The 18171-nt window shown below is 40.5% G+C and carries 15 protein-coding genes and 3 tRNA genes; 10 read left to right on the top strand and 8 right to left on the bottom strand.

The genetic code is table 11. The features are described from left to right. Positions 1–234: 234 nt before the first annotated feature. Positions 235–1350 (bottom strand): AI-2E family transporter YdiK, encoded by a 1116-nt coding sequence (ydiK, locus tag PR761_RS06335; protein ID WP_006813268.1) that lies wholly within the window; start codon positions 1348–1350, stop codon positions 235–237. A gap of 254 nt (positions 1351–1604) precedes the next feature. Here ydiK and ydiJ point away from each other — a divergent pair, with 254 nt between their 5' ends. From ydiJ to PR761_RS06380, 9 genes are all read left to right on the top strand, one after another. Further along, complete coding sequence (gene ydiJ / locus PR761_RS06340; protein ID WP_154611046.1) at positions 1605–4661, top strand: D-2-hydroxyglutarate dehydrogenase YdiJ; 3057 nt, start codon at positions 1605–1607, stop codon at positions 4659–4661. Next, on the top strand, positions 4658–5074 hold the full coding sequence (gene menI / locus PR761_RS06345; protein WP_006813266.1) for a 1,4-dihydroxy-2-naphthoyl-CoA hydrolase: 417 nt from the start codon (positions 4658–4660) through the stop codon (positions 5072–5074). The genes ydiJ and menI overlap by 4 nt, the downstream gene beginning before the upstream one ends. A gap of 380 nt (positions 5075–5454) precedes the next feature. Then, positions 5455–5823 (top strand): Fe-S cluster assembly scaffold SufA, encoded by a 369-nt coding sequence (gene sufA, locus PR761_RS06350; RefSeq protein ID WP_039854407.1) that lies wholly within the window; start codon positions 5455–5457, stop codon positions 5821–5823. Positions 5824–5839: 16 nt separating this feature from the next. Further along, positions 5840–7339, top strand: a complete 1500-nt coding sequence (gene sufB / locus PR761_RS06355) for a Fe-S cluster assembly protein SufB (protein ID WP_006813264.1) — start codon at positions 5840–5842, stop codon at positions 7337–7339. Between the two features lie 44 nt (positions 7340–7383). Beyond that, a complete protein-coding gene (gene sufC / locus PR761_RS06360) occupies positions 7384–8130 on the top strand; it encodes a Fe-S cluster assembly ATPase SufC (RefSeq protein WP_006813263.1) in 747 nt (248 codons plus the stop codon). Beyond that, positions 8105–9412 (top strand): Fe-S cluster assembly protein SufD, encoded by a 1308-nt coding sequence (gene sufD / locus PR761_RS06365; protein ID WP_115164245.1) that lies wholly within the window; start codon positions 8105–8107, stop codon positions 9410–9412. Before sufC ends, sufD begins: the two co-directional genes overlap by 26 nt. A gap of 4 nt (positions 9413–9416) precedes the next feature. Continuing rightward, positions 9417–10655, top strand: a complete 1239-nt coding sequence (sufS, locus tag PR761_RS06370; RefSeq protein ID WP_154611047.1) for a cysteine desulfurase SufS — start codon at positions 9417–9419, stop codon at positions 10653–10655. A gap of 33 nt (positions 10656–10688) precedes the next feature. Beyond that, complete coding sequence (sufE, locus tag PR761_RS06375) at positions 10689–11105, top strand: cysteine desulfuration protein SufE (protein ID WP_006813260.1); 417 nt, start codon at positions 10689–10691, stop codon at positions 11103–11105. Positions 11106–11344: 239 nt separating this feature from the next. Then, complete coding sequence (locus PR761_RS06380) at positions 11345–12394, top strand: L,D-transpeptidase family protein (RefSeq protein WP_006813259.1); 1050 nt, start codon at positions 11345–11347, stop codon at positions 12392–12394. Between the two features lie 113 nt (positions 12395–12507). On the opposite strand, the gene PR761_RS06385 is transcribed toward PR761_RS06380, so the two are convergent. The 6 genes from PR761_RS06385 to PR761_RS06410 form a co-directional block, all read right to left on the bottom strand. After that, on the bottom strand, positions 12508–12744 hold the full coding sequence (locus tag PR761_RS06385) for a major outer membrane lipoprotein (RefSeq protein WP_004263789.1): 237 nt from the start codon (positions 12742–12744) through the stop codon (positions 12508–12510). A gap of 438 nt (positions 12745–13182) precedes the next feature. Then, positions 13183–14595: a pyruvate kinase PykF gene (gene pykF / locus PR761_RS06390; protein WP_006813258.1), complete on the bottom strand. Its 1413-nt coding sequence runs from the start codon at positions 14593–14595 to the stop codon at positions 13183–13185. A 412-nt stretch (positions 14596–15007) separates the two neighbouring features. Then, positions 15008–15084: transfer RNA gene (locus PR761_RS06395), tRNA-Val, on the bottom strand. Between the two features lie 42 nt (positions 15085–15126). Beyond that, positions 15127–15203 (bottom strand) — tRNA-Val (locus PR761_RS06400). Between the two features lie 42 nt (positions 15204–15245). After that, positions 15246–15322 (bottom strand) — tRNA-Val (locus PR761_RS06405). 159 nt (positions 15323–15481) lie between these two features. Further along, positions 15482–16855, bottom strand: a complete 1374-nt coding sequence (locus PR761_RS06410; RefSeq protein ID WP_006813257.1) for an MATE family efflux transporter — start codon at positions 16853–16855, stop codon at positions 15482–15484. A 277-nt stretch (positions 16856–17132) separates the two neighbouring features. Between PR761_RS06410 and PR761_RS06415 the strand changes: the two genes are divergently transcribed. Then, positions 17133–17798: a riboflavin synthase subunit alpha gene (locus PR761_RS06415; RefSeq protein WP_112836635.1), complete on the top strand. Its 666-nt coding sequence runs from the start codon at positions 17133–17135 to the stop codon at positions 17796–17798. A gap of 84 nt (positions 17799–17882) precedes the next feature. Here the strand turns inward: PR761_RS06415 and PR761_RS06420 are convergent, their stop codons facing one another. After that, positions 17883–18158: a putative quinol monooxygenase gene (locus PR761_RS06420; RefSeq protein ID WP_006813254.1), complete on the bottom strand. Its 276-nt coding sequence runs from the start codon at positions 18156–18158 to the stop codon at positions 17883–17885. Positions 18159–18171 lie beyond the last annotated feature (13 nt).

Genomic DNA, 18171 nt, shown 5'->3' on the forward strand with positions numbered 1-18171 from the left:
TATAGTAACAAGATTATAATAAACTATTATTATACGTTAATCATTAAGAACTCTCTTAATAAAATATTACTTATTGTTCCTAAATGATAATTCATTCGACGAAAAGAATATTAACATAATTAAGAATAAAAACTAACGTAAGAGTGTTAAATATTGTTTCTAAATATTAATGAGAATGAAAGAATAGAAAAGCATGCTCAAAATAGAGCATGCTTTTTTGTAATTAAGTGAAATTTACTTTTTCATTAAAAACTCTTCTTCAAGAAACTTTTCAGTCTCATCTAAACTTTCACTCGGTGGTGCAACTTCATTCATCCATGCCTTCAACAAACTGTAAGAAACGGCGAGTACAACCGGACCAATAAATAAGCCAATCATTCCGAATGATAGGATACCACCAATAACCCCAATTAAAATCAGTACCATTGGAAGATCTGCACCCATCTTAATCAACCAAGGGCGCAGTACGCCATCCATGGTCGCTACGATTGCTGCCCACACACCAAGGATAATGGCCCATGTGGTATCTCCCGTCCAAAATAGCCACAGAACAGACGGTATCATGACGAGTAATGGTCCAATCTGTGCCACGCAGCAGATAAAGATGAGTACCGTTAGGATGGCGGCATAGCTAATCCCCGAAAGCGCTAAGCCAATACCACCAACAATGGCTTGTACTAATGCAGTCACTACAACTCCGAGTGCCACTGCGCGGATGGATTGCGCTGCAAGCACGACCGCAGCATCACCACGGATCCCTGCTAAACGAACTGCAAAATGGCGAATGCCTAAAGTGACGAGTTCACCTTTATAATAAAGCAGACCGCTGAACAGTAGCATCAGCATCAAATGGAAGAGAAAACGGCTAGCACTAATGGCTTGGGTAGCAAACCAACCTGCGGCTTGACCAATGTAAGGTTGAACCTTAGCTAACAGTGCATTACCACCACTAGCAACTAGGCTATGCCATGCGTAATACAGTTTTTCACCAACCATAGGGATCTGATTCAGCCACTCTAAATCGGGTAAAGTAATATTGGCTGGGGACTTAGCAAGTTCAATTAATGGAGCACTATTTTGAATGATACTGCCAATCAGGATACTTGATGGAATAACAAACAGTAAGAAAATCAGCAACACCATTACGACAGATGAGAGCCAACGCTTATTCCATAGTCGAACTTGTAGTTTTAACATAATTGGCCAAGTGGCAATAACCATCATCCCAGCCCATACAAATCCTAAAATAAATGGACTTAATACCCAAAAACAGGTGGCTATCATAAAGATAATGGAGAGCAGTCCAAGGACAAGCTTGGGGAGATCCATGCGTTTTTGCGATTTTTCCATTAATGATTAATCCTTAACAAATGAAAATTCTGTGGTTTTACTGCTTTTACAGGTGAAAATAACGTAATTATTTTTCATGGTTAAAAAAAACAATAGTGTGATATGGTTTTAAGGACAATGTCATCCGCAAATGTACTATCAGTACAGTGGCGCTAGGTCATCGTTCAGCAAACCTTGTGCCTATTGTGCTACTTAAAATAAAGATAGTACATAACGACAAATGCGATACTAAACAACAAGAGTCATGATTAATAATGATCCCGCGTATATCTGAAGCACCACATCTCAGTCAATTAGCCATACAATTTTTGCATGAATTGCAAGAGCAAGGTTTCACCGGTGATAACGGAACCAGTTATGCCGAACGCTTGTCCATGGCTACCGATAACAGTATCTACCAATTATTACCACAAGCCGTTATTTTTCCGCGTTCGAGTGCTGATGTACAAATCATCACGCGTGTAGCCGGGCAGGAAAAATATCGTGAGTTGAGTTTTACACCTCGCGGTGGCGGTACGGGCACGAATGGGCAATCTCTAACAGAAGGGATTGTGGTGGATATGTCCCGCTATATGAATCGAATTTTAGACATTAATCTGGAGCAAGGGTGGGTTAAAGTCGAAGCGGGTGTGATAAAAGACCAGTTAAACCAATACCTCAAACCGTATGGTTATTTTTTCTCCCCAGAATTGTCGACGAGTAACCGTGCGACGCTAGGTGGAATGATCAATACGGATGCATCGGGGCAAGGCTCATTAGTTTATGGTAAGACTTCAGACCATGTGCTGGGTGTTAAAGCCATGGTTTTAGGGGGGGCTTGCCTTGAGACTCGGGCTATGCCGATCGAACTCGCCCAAACGATTGCGTCAGAGGATTCTGTTGAAGGACGGATTTATAAAACTGTTTTAGAACGTTGTTTAGAGCAACGCCCTTTAATCGAAGAAAAATTTCCAAAACTCAATCGATTTTTAACGGGTTATGATTTACGCCACGTTTTCAATGATGACCTAAGTCAGTTTGATCTAACACGGATATTAACAGGCTCTGAGGGCTCCTTAGCTTTTATCACTGAAGCGACATTGGATATTACACCAATACCAAAAGTACGTCGTTTAGTGAATGTAAAATATGACTCTTTTGAATCTGCCTTACGTAATGCCCCATTCATGGTACAAGCGAAAGCGCTATCAGTAGAAACGGTGGATTCAAAGGTTCTTAATCTAGCGAAAGAAGATATTGTTTGGCATTCAGTCAAATCACTTATCACTGACATCCCTGATAAAGAGATGCTAGGGCTTAATATTGTCGAATTTAGTGGTGATGATGAAGCTGAAATTAATCAGCTCACGGATCATTTATGCTTACGTATCGATGAATTGATGTCCAGTAACCAAGCCGGCATCATTGGCTATCAAATTTGCCATGACCTCGAAGATATTACGCGTATCTATAATATGCGTAAAAAAGCGGTGGGATTATTAGGAAATAGTAAAGGCGCTGCAAAACCAATTCCATTTGTTGAAGATACCTGCGTTCCACCTGAACATTTAGCGGACTATATTGCAGAATTTAGAGCGCTTCTTGATCACCATAAACTGAGCTACGGTATGTTTGGTCACGTTGATGCGGGGGTGTTACACGTTCGTCCAGCATTAGATATGTGTGACCCACAACAAGAAATATTGATGAAGCAAATTTCTGATGAAATTGTTGTGCTTACGGCGAAATATGGTGGGTTATTATGGGGGGAGCACGGTAAAGGCTTCCGAGCACAGTACAGCCCTGAATTTTTTGGCGATGTGTTGTATGGAGAGTTGCGTAAAATTAAAGCAGCATTCGATCCTGATAACCGATTAAATCCTGGGAAAATATGCCCGCCTGAAGGGCTTGATGCGCCAATGAAACAGGTTGATGCCGTTAAGCGTGGGACATTTGATCGACAAATTCCGCTTCAAATACGCCAAGAGTTTCGTGGCGCTATGGACTGTAATGGGAATGGCTTATGCTTTAACTTCGATGTGAAAAGTCAGATGTGCCCATCGATGAAAATAACTCGTCAGCGCATCCATTCCCCTAAAGGACGAGCAACGTTAGTTCGCGAATGGTTGCGTTTATTAGCTGAGCAGGGGGTAACGCCTGACCAGATTGAACGGGGAGTAAAAGATGATTCGCCTTCACTGCGAGGATTGATCGAAAAAACCCGTAACTCTTGGCGAGCAAAAAAGGGTGACTACGATTTTTCTCACGAAGTGAAAGAGTCAATGTCAGGCTGCTTAGCGTGTAAAGCTTGCTCAACCCAGTGCCCAATTAAAATTGATGTGCCATCATTTAGAGCAAAATTTTTAGCGTTATATCACAGCCGTTATTTGCGTCCAATGCGTGACCACGTTGTGGCAAATGTTGAAATGAGCGCACCGTTTATGTCTAGAGCACCGGGGATATTTAACTTTTTCCTTCGTCAGCCTCTCGTGCAAAAATTAAGTGAACACACGATTGGAATGGTGGATTTGCCACTGTTTTCTCAACCCACGTTGAAACAGGAATTATCCGGTCATGCTGCAACCACCGTCACGCTTGAGCAGCTAGAAGGAATGCCTGCATCTGCTCGCGAACAATATGTGCTTGTGGTTCAGGATCCATTTACGAGCTATTACGATGCAAAAGTTGTGGTAGATTTTGTTCGGTTGATCGAAAAATTGGGTTTTAAACCGGTATTACTCCCATTTTCTCCGAATGGTAAAGCGCAACATATTAAAGGTTTTTTAAACCGCTTCGCAAAAACAGCCCGCAAAACGACGGATTTTCTGAATCGAGTTGCAAAACTGCAATTGCCGATGGTCGGTGTCGATCCCGCACTCGTATTGTGTTACCGCGACGAATATCATGAAATTTTAGGCGCAGAACAGTGCCAGTTTACGGTGATGTTAGCTCATGAATGGCTAATAAGCCTGCCAGAACATCGTGATAGCAAATTTGACAATGAGCAACCTTGGTATCTGTTTGGCCATTGTACAGAATCTACCGCGTTACCAAATAGTGCAAATCAATGGACTGCATTATTCGCTCGGTTCGGACAAAAATTGACTAACGTGAGTGTAGGTTGCTGTGGAATGGCAGGCACTTATGGGCATGAAGTGGTTAATCTCGAAAACTCAAAAGGTATCTATAATCTATCGTGGAAGCCGGCAATAGAAAAATTACCCCTAGAACGTTGCTTAAGTTCTGGATACTCTTGTCGTAGCCAAGTAAAACGTATGGAAAAAACGACAATAAAACATCCAATTCAAGCACTACTGGAGATTGTTTCATGATTTGGAAGCGTCAATTTAATTTGCAACAAATGTCAGCAATGGCTAAAGACTGCATGTTAGGGCATTTAGGTATTGAGATTACTGGGTTTGGTGATGATTATCTGGAAGGCACAATGCCCGTTGACCAGCGCACCAAGCAGCCATTCGGTTTACTGCATGGTGGTGCTTCGGTCGTTCTTGCGGAGTCTCTAGGCTCGATTGCGGGATATTTATGTACTGAAGGCGATCAACGTGTTGTCGGGTTGGAAATTAATGCAAACCATGTCCGTGCAGCACGAGATGGAGTTGTAAAAGGGGTTTGTAAACCTATCCACCTTGGTCGTCGCCAACAGGTATGGAATATCGATATATTTAATGAGAAAGGACAACTCTGTTGCACCTCTCGTTTAACCACTGCCGTGTTATTTGAGTAATGATTTTTTGCCCTTAGCATCGTGATGTTGAGGGCAAATTCTATTGACAATATTCATCTTTTATATCAATTCATTAGAACCTATCTATTTAATTAATTCGTTTTAAATCAATTCAGTGTCATACAGCATGACCGATTATTAATTTGTGTTATTTTTATGTACTATTTAATACATAAAAAATATTGTGATATTTTAAATCTATTCCTTAATTATTAATTGGTTAGATATCTATTCGGCGGAAAGTTGGATGAAAAATTACGATCAATCGCTATAACCTCTTAAAACAAATGGTTGAAGTCATATGGGTTATCATTACCATGTCATATATAGAAGAAATCTCCGATAACAGGCTGAAAAACCATGAAAAAAGTGAGGTCAAAATGACTGGCGGTGTAGAGACGTTTTCACTCGATGAAAATCATTGGCAGGGAGTTAGCCTGACGCCTAGTGCGGCAAAACAAATTAAAAAATTAATGGTACAAACTCCAAACAGTAAAGGACTATCCCTTGGCGTAAAACAGTCAGGATGTGCGGGATTTGGCTATGTGTTCGAAATGATAGAAAACCCTACGGATGACCACTTATTATTTGAGTTGGATGGCGCACATCTGTATGTACCGAAACAAGCAATGCCATTTATTGATGGCACAGTGGTGGATTATGTCCAAGAAGGGCTGAATCACATTTTTAAATTCAATAACCCGAAAGCTCAACATGCCTGTGGGTGTGGTGAAAGCTTTGGCGTTTAACTTGTGAAGCTAGATTATGTCTCAGAGCAATGTAGAAGTTGGCGAAGAAGTTCAAAGCTGGCTTGATGAAAAGCGCTATAAAGAAGGCTTTTTTACCCAAGTCGCAACCGATGAAATGGCGAAAGGTTTAAATGAAGATGTGGTTCGCGCTATTTCCGCAAAACGTAATGAACCAGAATGGATGCTTCAATTTCGCCTTGATGCCTTTAATCACTGGAAGGGTATGGAAGAGCCTCATTGGCTAAAAGCAAATTATCCAAACCTTGATTATCAAGATTATAGCTATTATTCAGCTCCGTCTTGTGGTGCGTGTGATGATACTTGTGGCTCACAGTCAGGTGCAACACAAACTACCGGTGCAGTTGAAGAAAATAATTATTTAACTGCGGAAGTGGAAGATGCATTTAAGCAGCTAGGTGTGCCTGTTCGTGAAGGTAGTGCTGTTGCTGTGGATGCTATTTTTGACTCCGTTTCTGTTTCGACGACTTATCGTGGTGATTTAGCAAAACATGGGATTATTTTCTGCTCATTTGGTGAAGCTATCCATGAATATCCAGAATTAGTTCAAAAATACTTGGGTAGTGTAGTCTCCAGCCATGACAATTTCTTTGCTGCATTAAATGCGGCTGTGGCTTCTGATGGCACCTTTGTCTATATCCCCAAAGGGGTTCGTTGCCCAATGGAGTTATCGACCTATTTTCGTATAAATGCGGCGAAAACCGGACAATTCGAGCGTACGATCTTAATTGCGGATGAAGGCAGTTATGTCAGTTATATCGAAGGTTGTTCAGCACCAGTTCGAGATAGCTATCAGCTACATGCTGCGGTAGTCGAAGTCATTATTCATAAAGATGCAGAAGTTAAGTATTCCACGGTACAAAACTGGTTCTCAGGTGGAGACAGTGAAGCTGGTGGAATTTTAAACTTTGTGACTAAGCGTGCGCTCTGTGAAGGTGAAAACTCGAAAATGTCGTGGACACAATCAGAGACTGGCTCAGCAATTACATGGAAATACCCAAGCGTGATCCTCAAAGGGGATAACTCTGTGGGAGAATTTTTCTCTGTAGCACTGACAAACGGTAATCAGCAAGCGGATACTGGAACTAAAATGATCCACATTGGCAAAAATACGCGCTCAACCATTATTTCGAAAGGAATATCTGCGGGTAAAAGCCAGAATAGCTATCGCGGGTTAGTCAAAATTCTGCCAAGTGCACATAACGCTCGTAACTTCACGCAATGTGACTCAATGCTAATTGGCACACAGTGTGGTGCACATACTTTCCCATATGTGGAAGTTAAAAATAATACGGCGCACTTAGAGCATGAAGCGACGACTTCACGTATTGGTGAAGATCAGCTGTTTTACTGCTTGCAGCGTGGTATCAGTGAAGATGATGCTATCTCTATGATCGTTAATGGATTCTGTAAAGATGTTTTCTCAGAACTACCATTAGAGTTTGCCGTTGAGGCACAAAAATTATTGGCTATCAGCTTAGAACACAGTGTGGGCTGATCCTAACAAGTTTAGTTGCGCACTAGCGCTAAAGGCATGTTGATATGTTAAGCATTAAAGATTTACACGTCAGTGTAGAAGGTAATGAAATATTAAAAGGGTTATCGCTGGAAATTAAACCTGGTGAAGTTCACGCGATTATGGGACCTAACGGTTCAGGAAAAAGTACATTATCAGCAACGCTGGCAGGTCGTGAAGATTATGAAATTGACAGCGGCGAAGTCATATTTAATGGTAAGGATTTACTCGCGCTAGATCCTGAAGATCGCGCAGGAGAGGGGATTTTTCTGGCGTTTCAATACCCAGTAGAGATTCCGGGTGTGAGTAACCAATTTTTCTTACAAACCTCGGTTAATGCGGTGCGTGAGTATCGTCAGCAAGAATCTTTAGACCGTTTTGATTTTCAAGATTTTATCGAAGATAAAATTGCGTTGTTAGATATGCCACAAGATTTGCTAACACGCTCAGTCAACGTAGGCTTCTCGGGCGGTGAGAAAAAACGTAACGATATCTTACAAATGGCTGCATTGGAGCCGAAGTTATGCATTTTAGATGAAACAGATTCAGGTTTAGATATTGATGCATTAAAAATTGTTTCTAATGGTGTGAATTCCCTACGTACACCAGAGCGTTCATTTATTATTGTGACGCACTATCAGCGAATTTTAGACTATGTAAAACCAGATTTTGTTCATGTTTTGTATCAAGGGCGAATCATCAAATCCGGTGATTTCAGTTTAGCGAAAAAACTGGAGGAGCAAGGCTATGGCTGGCTTATTGACCAACAGTGATAGAGCAGTAAAAAGTGCTCAAGTCTCTGAGCTTAATCAGCAAGCAATGGCAAACTTTGCTCAACTATTTGAACATCGTTCAGGCGAAAAGTCTCAACATGCGCAAACGCATTGGGAGATTGCAAAATATGTTGGATTGCCTAAATTTCGTCATGAAGATTGGCACTATACTCCGCTAGAAACGGTTCTACGTACTCAGTATCATTTCAGTGATCCAGAGTCGGTACTTAAACCTAATGCCGATATAGCATTAGAAATAGATGCTTACCGGATTACTCTTGTTGATGGGCGCTATAATGCAGAATTAAGCTCCATTGATATGGGGGAATTTCAGGTTACATTGCTGGATAGCCAAGATGTATTGCCAGATGCCGTCAACAGCGAAATTTTTCTTCATCTAACGGAATGTTTGGCACCACAACCGTTATTAATTAATTTAGCGGCGAATAAAGTGGCTTCTAAACCTCTCTATTTACTCAATATTTCGAGTGGTAGTGTGAATTCTCAAGGGACGAATATGAGCCAATATCGTTATCATCTCACCCTTGGAAATAACAGTCAGAGCGAAGTCATTGAACATTTTGTGAGTTTGGATAATCAGCCTCATTTGACGGGAGGGCGTTTAACGGTAGAAATTGGAGATAACGCTCAATTATCTCATTTCAAACTTGTTACAGAGAATCCATCTGCTCAGCATTTTGCGCATAACGACATGATTGTTGGGCGTGATAGCCAAGTGAAAAGCAGTAGTTTTCTATTGGGTGCAGGCTTATTACGTCACCATACCAGTTCACGTCTTGAGGGTGAGAATACGCAGTTTGAGCTCAATAGTTTGGTATTACCACAAGGAACAGAGATAGCGGATACCCGCAGTTATCTTGAGCATAATGCTTGCTATTGTTCTAGCCGCCAATTACATAAAGTCATCGGGATGGACAGCAGTAAAACAGTATTTAATGGGATGATTAAAGTCGCACCGAATGCACTAAAAACTGATGGGCAGATGACAAACAATACATTGTTATTGGGTGAAAAAGCGGAGATAGATACCAAGCCACAATTGGAAATTTACGCGGATGACGTGAAATGTGGACATGGTGCAACGGTCGGACGAATGGATGATGAGCAGTTATTCTATTTGCGCTCGAGGGGAATTAGTCACCAAGCAGCAAAGCAAATGATCATCAATGCCTTCGCTGCAGAACTAACCGAGTCTATTGATATTGCAGGGCTAAAATCGGCCGTAATGGCGAACATTCACCAACGTTTAGCGGGGGTGTAAATCGATGGCTTTTGATGTTGAAACAGTAAGGCAGGATTTTCCTGCCTTAGCACAATCGGTGAACGGGCATCCATTAGTATATTTGGATAGTGCTGCAAGTGCTCAGAAGCCACAACTAGTGGTTGAATGTGAAAGCCAATTTACACTCCATCACTATGCTGCCGTGCATCGTGGCGTTCATACTCTTAGTGCGAATGCGACGACCTTGATGGAAGAGGTTCGCCAAAAAGCAGCGGATTTTCTTCATGCAAAGTCTCAAGATGAAATTATTTTCGTCAAAGGGACTACGGAAGGCATCAACTTAGTTGCTAATAGCTTTGGACGACAGTTTATTAATGACGGTGATAACATTGTTATTACCGAAATGGAGCACCATGCCAATATTGTTCCATGGTTCATGTTGGCAGAAGAGATTGGTTGTGAAATCCGAGTGTTACCTATCTTGGATGATGGGAGCTTAGATCTTTCTCAATTAGATACATTGATTGACCAGCGCACTAAATTACTCAGTTTTACCCACATTTCTAATGTGCTAGGAACGGTAAATCCAGTAAAAAAAATCATCCAACAAGCACGCAGTATTGCCATAGAGAAAGAGGGTGATTTAGCTATTTTAGTGGATGGCGCTCAAGGTGCTATGCACCAAATAGTCGATGTCCAAGCTTTGGACTGTGATTTTTATGTGTTTTCGGGGCACAAACTGTATGGCCCGACGGGAATTGGTATCTTATATGGTAAAAAATCACGACTAGAAAAAATGCCACCGTGGGAAGGGGGCGGAGCAATGATCCGGCAGGTCAGTTTCACTACCGGTATTACGTTTGCGGATATCCCATGGAGATTCGAGGCTGGAACACCGAATATTAGTGGTATTATTGGGTTAGGTGCTGCGTTCGATTACCTTAATCAGCTTGGCCTTGCCAATGCATTTGCCCATGAAAAACAGATTATTGAGTATGCATCCGAATTGCTTCAACAGGTTCCTTCACTACGTTTATATGGAAATAATCAGCGTGAGGGCGTGATAGCGTTCAATTTGGGTGAACATCATGCTTATGATATTGGCGCATTTTTAGACAGATATGGCATCGCTATTCGTACCGGACATCATTGTGCTATGCCGCTTATGGAACGCTATAATGTCCCTGCTATGTGTCGTGCATCGGTGGGGGTTTATACACAAAAGCATGATATCGAAGCATTGTATAATGCGCTATTACGTATAAAAAAATTATTAGGTTAACGATTTAATTTACGGTATTTCAAAGGAAGATGTATGTCAGCATTACCCGATGAAGCGAAACTTTTACGCAATTTTGAACGCTGTCAGGATTGGGAAGAACGCTACTTATATATGATTGAACTAGGTGGTCGATTACCGGAGTTATCACTCGACCAAAGAGTTGATGCTAACTTAATTGCAGGTTGCCAGAGTCAAGTCTGGATTGATATGCAAAAACAGGACGATGGCCAAATTTTGCTAGCGGGTGACAGCGATGCTGCAATTGTTAAGGGGCTAGTAGCGATCGTTATCATTTTATTTCAAGGAAAGACGCCTGAGCAAATTCTTGCAATTGATGTAAAAGGCTTTTTCCAAAAATTAGAATTGGAGCAACATCTTACTCCATCTCGTACCCAAGGTCTCAACGGGATGATCAAGTCAATTTTAGCTAGAGCCAACGAACTTCTCTAATTAAATGTGGGAAATTATATGAATTTCCCACACTTTTCATATATTTCCATTCTTGATTTTTAAAAACTAACGCACTGTATTTATTAGATAAATTAAATTTAAATCTTTATGTGATTATTAAATAATGAGCTATTAATTTATTTAAATATTTATTAAGTATTAAAGACTATCAAGATAGTTGCTATTATGAGCGATATTGTTTGAATATTTGTAATAACCTTATTTTCCTTGGAGTAGGTATGAAAAAAGTTTTGACGGCGGTGAGTTTGTTTGTCATGAGCGCAGTGCTGACACCTGCACAGTCCAAAGAATATTTATTGCCAGATAATAATACGCGCTTAATTGGGGAGAATGCCACATACGTAGTGCCTAATGATGGTCGCCCTTTAGAAGCAATAGCGAGTGAGCATGAAATTGGTTTACTTGCGATGCTAGAAGCGAATCCAGGTACTGACCCTTATTTGCCTGAGGCGGGCAAAGAACTGATTATCCCTTCACAAATGTTATTACCATCTACACCAAGAACTGGGGTTGTTATTAATTTAGCCGAATTGCGTTTGTATTATTTCCCAGCAAACAGTAAGAAAGTCATTGTTTATCCTATAGGGATTGGTCAGTTAGGTCGTGATACTCCAGAAATGGTCACGTCAATTAGCCAGCTGATTAAAGATCCAACATGGACACCAACCACAAATATACGTAAACATTATGCTAAACAAGGGATCACTTTACCGGCGGTAGTTCCAGCTGGCCCTGAAAACCCAATGGGGCTGTATGCTTTACGCCTTTCCTATGGTAAAGGGGAGTATTTGATCCATGGAACTAACGCAGATTTCGGGATTGGCATGCGAGTTAGTTCGGGTTGCATTCGTTTACGTCCACATGATATCGAAGCATTATTTAAATCAGTACCGAAAGGAACACGAGTGCAGGTAATTGACCAGCCGGTTAAATACTCAAAAGAAGCCGATGGTAGTTACTATATTGAAGTCCATCAGCCATTATCACGTAAAGAAACGGATGACCCTCAAACGATGCCTATTAAGCTACCGGATGATTTAAAAGCATTCCTAGCAAATGAAGGCATTGATAAAGCGCTGGTGGAGCAAGAGCTAGCGAGACGTTCAGGGATACCTGTACGGGTTAACCGTGACCAGAATATTGACTCAAATCGTCAATATCCGAAGTTAAAACCAATTGAACCATTTAAAATTACCCAGCCACAGCCAGTATTTGAAGGGGCGGTAAAATCATCAATCCCTGCAAAATATCAGTCATCTCAAGGCTAGTAACGAACAATAAACATAGATAGCTACTAAATAAATGAGGGCCTATAAAAATAGGCCCTCATAAAATACTAATTCAGCTTAAAAAGCTTTTCTAGATAACAATCAAATCGAACTTATTTTTTGTAAGTACGGACTTGGTTGTCCAGACGTTGGTTCGCACGAGCTGCTTCTTCTTGTGCAGTCTGTACGTCAGAACGCAGAGACTGAACATCGTTGCTCAGTTGATCAACTTTACCGTTCAGAGTTTGCACGTCTGAAGAGAGTTTCTGCACTTCAGTGCTGTTAGAACAACCCGCCAGTAATGCTGAAGCTAATACGATAGAGCCCAGTACAATTTTAGTACGAATCATTATTTTACCCTCTAGATTGATTTATCTTGAAAATATAAAAGCAAGCAACCAAAAAATAGACTTAAGAGTATTATCTTAAAGCTACCTCTATCCCTTTAAAACAACCTAATGTAAATTAGGGTATGGTACTCACTAAGTCTTATGCTAGTACTTAATTCAGAAATTTGCTAGAAATACTTTGTATTTAGCTGTGATAAAAGGCAAAAAAATTTAAATTAGGGATTGTTTGGGTTGATATTTGAGCATTGAATTATCCTTTTGTGATTGTCTTTTTAAATAATCTAAAAATAGTCGTTAAGGCTTTTTTAATAAAATAAAAATTATTTTACAATAGCATAAAATGTTAAATTTGGAGGGATAACAAAATTAAGGAAATAAAAAAGCCCTACTGCTAATTTAGCAATAGGGCTCATAGAATAACGTTATTAAGTTAAGCGCTTACAGGACGTGTACAGAAGAGGTATTAGTGGTTCCACTTTGTACTAATGCACCAGAGACCATGACAACGGCATCACCAGCAGCAGCTAAACCACTTTCAAGTGCTGCACGTTTACCTTCGCGATAGAAATCATCCGTTGATTCAAATGGTCCGACAATCATTGGAATAACACCTTTTACTAATAGTAACTGACGCGCAGTTTCTTCATTAGTTGTTAAGGCTAAAATCGGTGCAGTTGGAAAGTATTTACGTACAGATTTTGCTGATTTACCACCATAGGTTGCCACTACAATTAATGGTACATCCAGTTTTTCTGACATCTCAACAGCACCACGGCAAACAGCTTCAGTAACACGTAAGCGTTGAGTCGGCTTTTGAGTTTCGATGCGAGTAGGCATAACGCGATCAGTACGTTCGCAGATAGTGGCCATAATAGTAACTGCTTCGATAGGGTATTTACCTTTGGCACTTTCACCAGACAGCATAACCGCATCAGTACCATCTAAAATGGCGTTAGCAACGTCACCTGCTTCAGCGCGAGTAGGGCGTGGGTTTTTGATCATAGAATCCAGCATTTGGGTTGCAGTAATAACAACCTTACGTGCTTGAACACATTTCTCAATCATCATTTTTTGCGCGAAGATAACTTCTTCGACTGGAATTTCTACACCTAAGTCACCACGAGCAACCATGATACCGTCAGAGGCTTCAAGGATTTCGTCGAAGTTATTTAAACCTTCTTGGTTTTCAATTTTAGAGATGATTTGGATGTTTTCGCCACCATGTTTTTTCAGATGAGCGCGAATTTCTTCAACATCAGAACGTTTACGGATGAAAGATGCTGCAACAAAGTCAACACCTTGCTGACAACCGAATACTAAGTCTTCTTTATCTTTTTCTGCAAGAGCGGGTAAGCCAATAGAAACACCTGGTAAGTTAACACCTTTTTTCTCACCGAGGTCACCATTGTTGAGGACTTCACAGATCACTTCTGTCGCGGTGACATTGGTTACTTTCATACCAATTAAACCGTCATCAACTAATACGGTGTCGCCTACTTTCAAATCTTTGGTTAAACCAGGGTAGGTTACTGCGACTCTATCTTTGTTACCAATGACTGAAGTATCTGTTGTAAAGGCAAAGGTTTGTCCTGCGACTAGAGAAACGTCATTACCGCCTTCCAGTTTCATCGTACGGATTTCAGGACCTTTTGTATCCAGCAGGATAGCTGCTTGTTTACCTGTTTTTGCACATACAGAACGAAGGTTTTTGATACGTTGACCATGTTCTTCATAATCACCGTGGGAGAAGTTCAGACGCATGACGTTCATGCCAGCATCCAGTAATTGAGTTAATTTCTCTTCGGATTCGGTTTTTGGGCCGATGGTACAAACAATTTTGGTTTTTTTCATGGCAGTCTATCTAATGGTTATAAAGGAAATCGGTATTGCCGCCGATGCTTAATGCGCAAAATTAGTATGTTGCGCAACTCATTTATAAGAATAGGCGACAGTCTAGTGTTAAAAATCCAATTACACTTAAAACGTCTCTTTTTGACTCTGATTATAGTGTAGATGACATTTTATGATAAAGCTAACTTACTGATTTACGGCTGGTGAAACCTTTCAGCCTTTACGAGTATTATAGACAACATCAAACTGTGAGACAAATCAAATTTTTCAAAATTTAATGCAGAAGTAATTAAGATCAAATAACCGTGAGATTTTATAAATGAAAGATTGTTGCGCAACAAAATAAGGCAATTTTAAAGGACAATCAAGTCAAATATGATAATTGAAGAAACAAGATTAAGATGAAGTTAAATGGTGCGTCCGAGTAGACTCGAACTACCGACCCCCACCATGTCAAGGTGGTGCTCTAACCAACTGAGCTACGGACGCACTGGCGATAATGACGCGTTTACAGCTAATTATCGATTTGAATGGTGCGTCCGAGTAGACTCGAACTACCGACCCCCACCATGTCAAGGTGGTGCTCTAACCAACTGAGCTACGGACGCACTGAAAATGATTACGTGTTTACAGTTAATTACTGATTTAAATGGTGCGTCCGAGTAGACTCGAACTACCGACCCCCACCATGTCAAGGTGGTGCTCTAACCAACTGAGCTACGGACGCATATCAGTAAATACTGCTCTAACAACGGGGACGAATATTAACGTTCTGCCATCAATCTGGCAAGGGGAAAATGTAATTTTGCGATAGTTTGCTCGTATTTAAAACTATCTGAGCCAAAACACATCTCACCTTGCCAATAAATGATTAAATTTACGCCAATTAGCGAGTTGACTTGAGCAATATAACGCTATCTTGTTGACGATGGATCCACAATATTCGAGTTGCCATACCAATAGCTGATGCCGTTAACCCAATAATAAAGCCAATCCAAAAGCCTTTCGGTCCCATAGGCTCAGTAATTAAGTCTGTTAAAGCCAAGATATAGCCAGATGGTAGGCCTAAAATCCAATAAGCCGTAAAGGTAATAAAGAAGATCGAACGGGTATCTTTATATCCACGTAATACACCAGTACCAATAACTTGCACAGAATCTGATAGTTGATAAATCGCCGCATAGAGCATTAAGCTTGATGCCAAGACAACGACTTCTGGGTTCTTGTTATACATCATCGCGATGGGTTCGCGGAAAATGGTTGTCACAATGGCGGTTAAACACGCTAATGTTAGACCTACTGCCAGCGCGGTATAAGATGAGACTTTAGCGGCTTCCGTTGATTGGCGACCTAAGTTATAACCCACACGTATAGTCGCTGCGATCCCTAAAGAAAGTGGGAACATAAACATCACAGAGCTAAAGTTTAATGCAACCTGATGCCCTGCAACAGCAACCACACCTAGTGGGGCGACTAATAGCGCAACCACGGCAAATAGGGTAACTTCAAAAAAGAGTGCTAAACCAATTGGGGTTCCGAGGACAATAATCCGCTTTAAAATATTTGGATTTGGTGATGAAAATGTCTGTGTTGGGCGGATATCACGTTGATTATGCGCTCTTTTCACATACCATCTCATCATTATGCACATTGCCCAATAGACGGTAGCTGTAGCAACACCACAGCCTACGCCACCCAATGCAGGGGCACCAAAATGGCCATAGATAAAGATATAGTTAACAGGAATATTGACCATCAACCCCAAGAAACCAATGACCATTCCCGGTTTAGTTTTAGACAATCCTTCACATTGGCTACGATAAACCTGATAGAAAAGATAACCGGGAGCGCCCCACATAATCGCGTGAAGAAAGCGTACTGATTTTTCTGCTAATTCTGCATCAATATGCTGCATATTACCGATGATCAGCTTGCTATTATAAAGTAATAGCATGATTCCGATGCTTAAAATAAATGCGAGCCAAAGACCTTGTTGAACTTGGTCTCCAATTAAATTTCTGCGACCAGAACCATTCATTTGAGCAATGATTGGGGTTAAGGCCATTAAAATCCCTTGCCCAAGCAATATTGCAGGCAACCAAATAGAAAAACCAACCGCTACAGCAGACATCTCTATTTCACTAACACTTCCTGCCATAATTGTGTCCACAAAACCCATTGCGGTTTGTGAAAATTGGGCAAAAAAGATAGGAATTCCGAGAGCTAATAAGCTACGCGCTTCTGTAATGTATTTCTGCACGCATACACCTTTACAATAAAATGAATGATGAAACAAAAAGGAGGAATAAAACTTATGTTTGACTAAAAATCAGATAGTTAATGCTAACCTCTTATTCTATCTCTTTTAGGTAATCAATCCAATAAAGTTCTTGCCAATAAGAATAAAACAGCACATTCGTGTACAGATTGTTTAATTGTTTTGTATATACAGCATAAATAGTACCACTCAAATAAGATAGATCTCTGAAAATTCTTAGGTAAACTGAGTCCATAAATCCACTGCACTGAGAGTTATTATGTTTACAGGCATTGTTCAGGGTACCGCCCCAATTATTGAAGTCACAGAAAGAGCAAACTTTCGCACTCATGTTATGAAATTCACGCCTGAATTATTAGTCGGTTTAGAAACAGGCGCTTCGGTGGCTCATAACGGTTGTTGTTTAACTGTCACTAAAATTGAAGGTGAAAAAGTTAGCTTTGATTTAATCAAAGAAACATTACGCCTAACCAATTTAGGTGAGTTAAAGGAAGGGGATGTTGTTAATATTGAGCGCGCTGCTAAATATGGTGATGAAATAGGTGGGCATGTTGTTTCTGGGCATATTGTCACCACCGCAGAAATCAGTAAGATTTTCACCTCTGAAGATAACCATCAAATTTGGCTATCTATCTATGATAAGTCCCTCATGAAATATATTTTGCACAAAGGCTTTGTGGCAATCGATGGGATTAGTTTAACGGTAGGTGACGTGATTAATAACCGTTTTTGTGTTCATTTGATCCCTGAGACATTAGCAAGAACAACATTAGGTAAAAAGCGTTTGGGTGATAAAGTCAATATTGAGATTGACCCACAAACTCAGGCGATCGTTGATACGGTAGAGCGTGTATTACATCAAAAAGAACAAGATAAATTGTTGCAACAAGAACAAACACAGGAACTATCGGCTCAACAGGAATAGTGATTTAGGATTTCAGTCATTGGTGAGGCTATAGCTTAAGTTTAAGCCATAGCCTATAAATCATCAATTATTGAAAGTGGTGAGCTATAATTTCTCACTGAAATTAACAGAAAATATTGCGTTGTCGCGTTCAATTGCATCGACGAGTCGTTTAAAGTGAACGCTGTTTTGGTACATTTCTAAGTCTTGCCGGCTTTCCCACTCTTCAAAAACAATATAGCCATTTTCTTTTGCCATAAGGTCATATTGCAAACATCCTTTTTCCCGACGGCTATGCTTCGCTATATCCCGAACGATCTTTTTAGTCAGATACCCATCTGTTTTTTCTGTAGTAATTTGGGCATATACAACAATACTCATACCGTTCTCCTTT

This window comes from Providencia sp. PROV210 (assembly GCF_028479445.1).
GTDB classification, from domain to species: Bacteria; Pseudomonadota; Gammaproteobacteria; order Enterobacterales; family Enterobacteriaceae; genus Providencia; species Providencia rustigianii.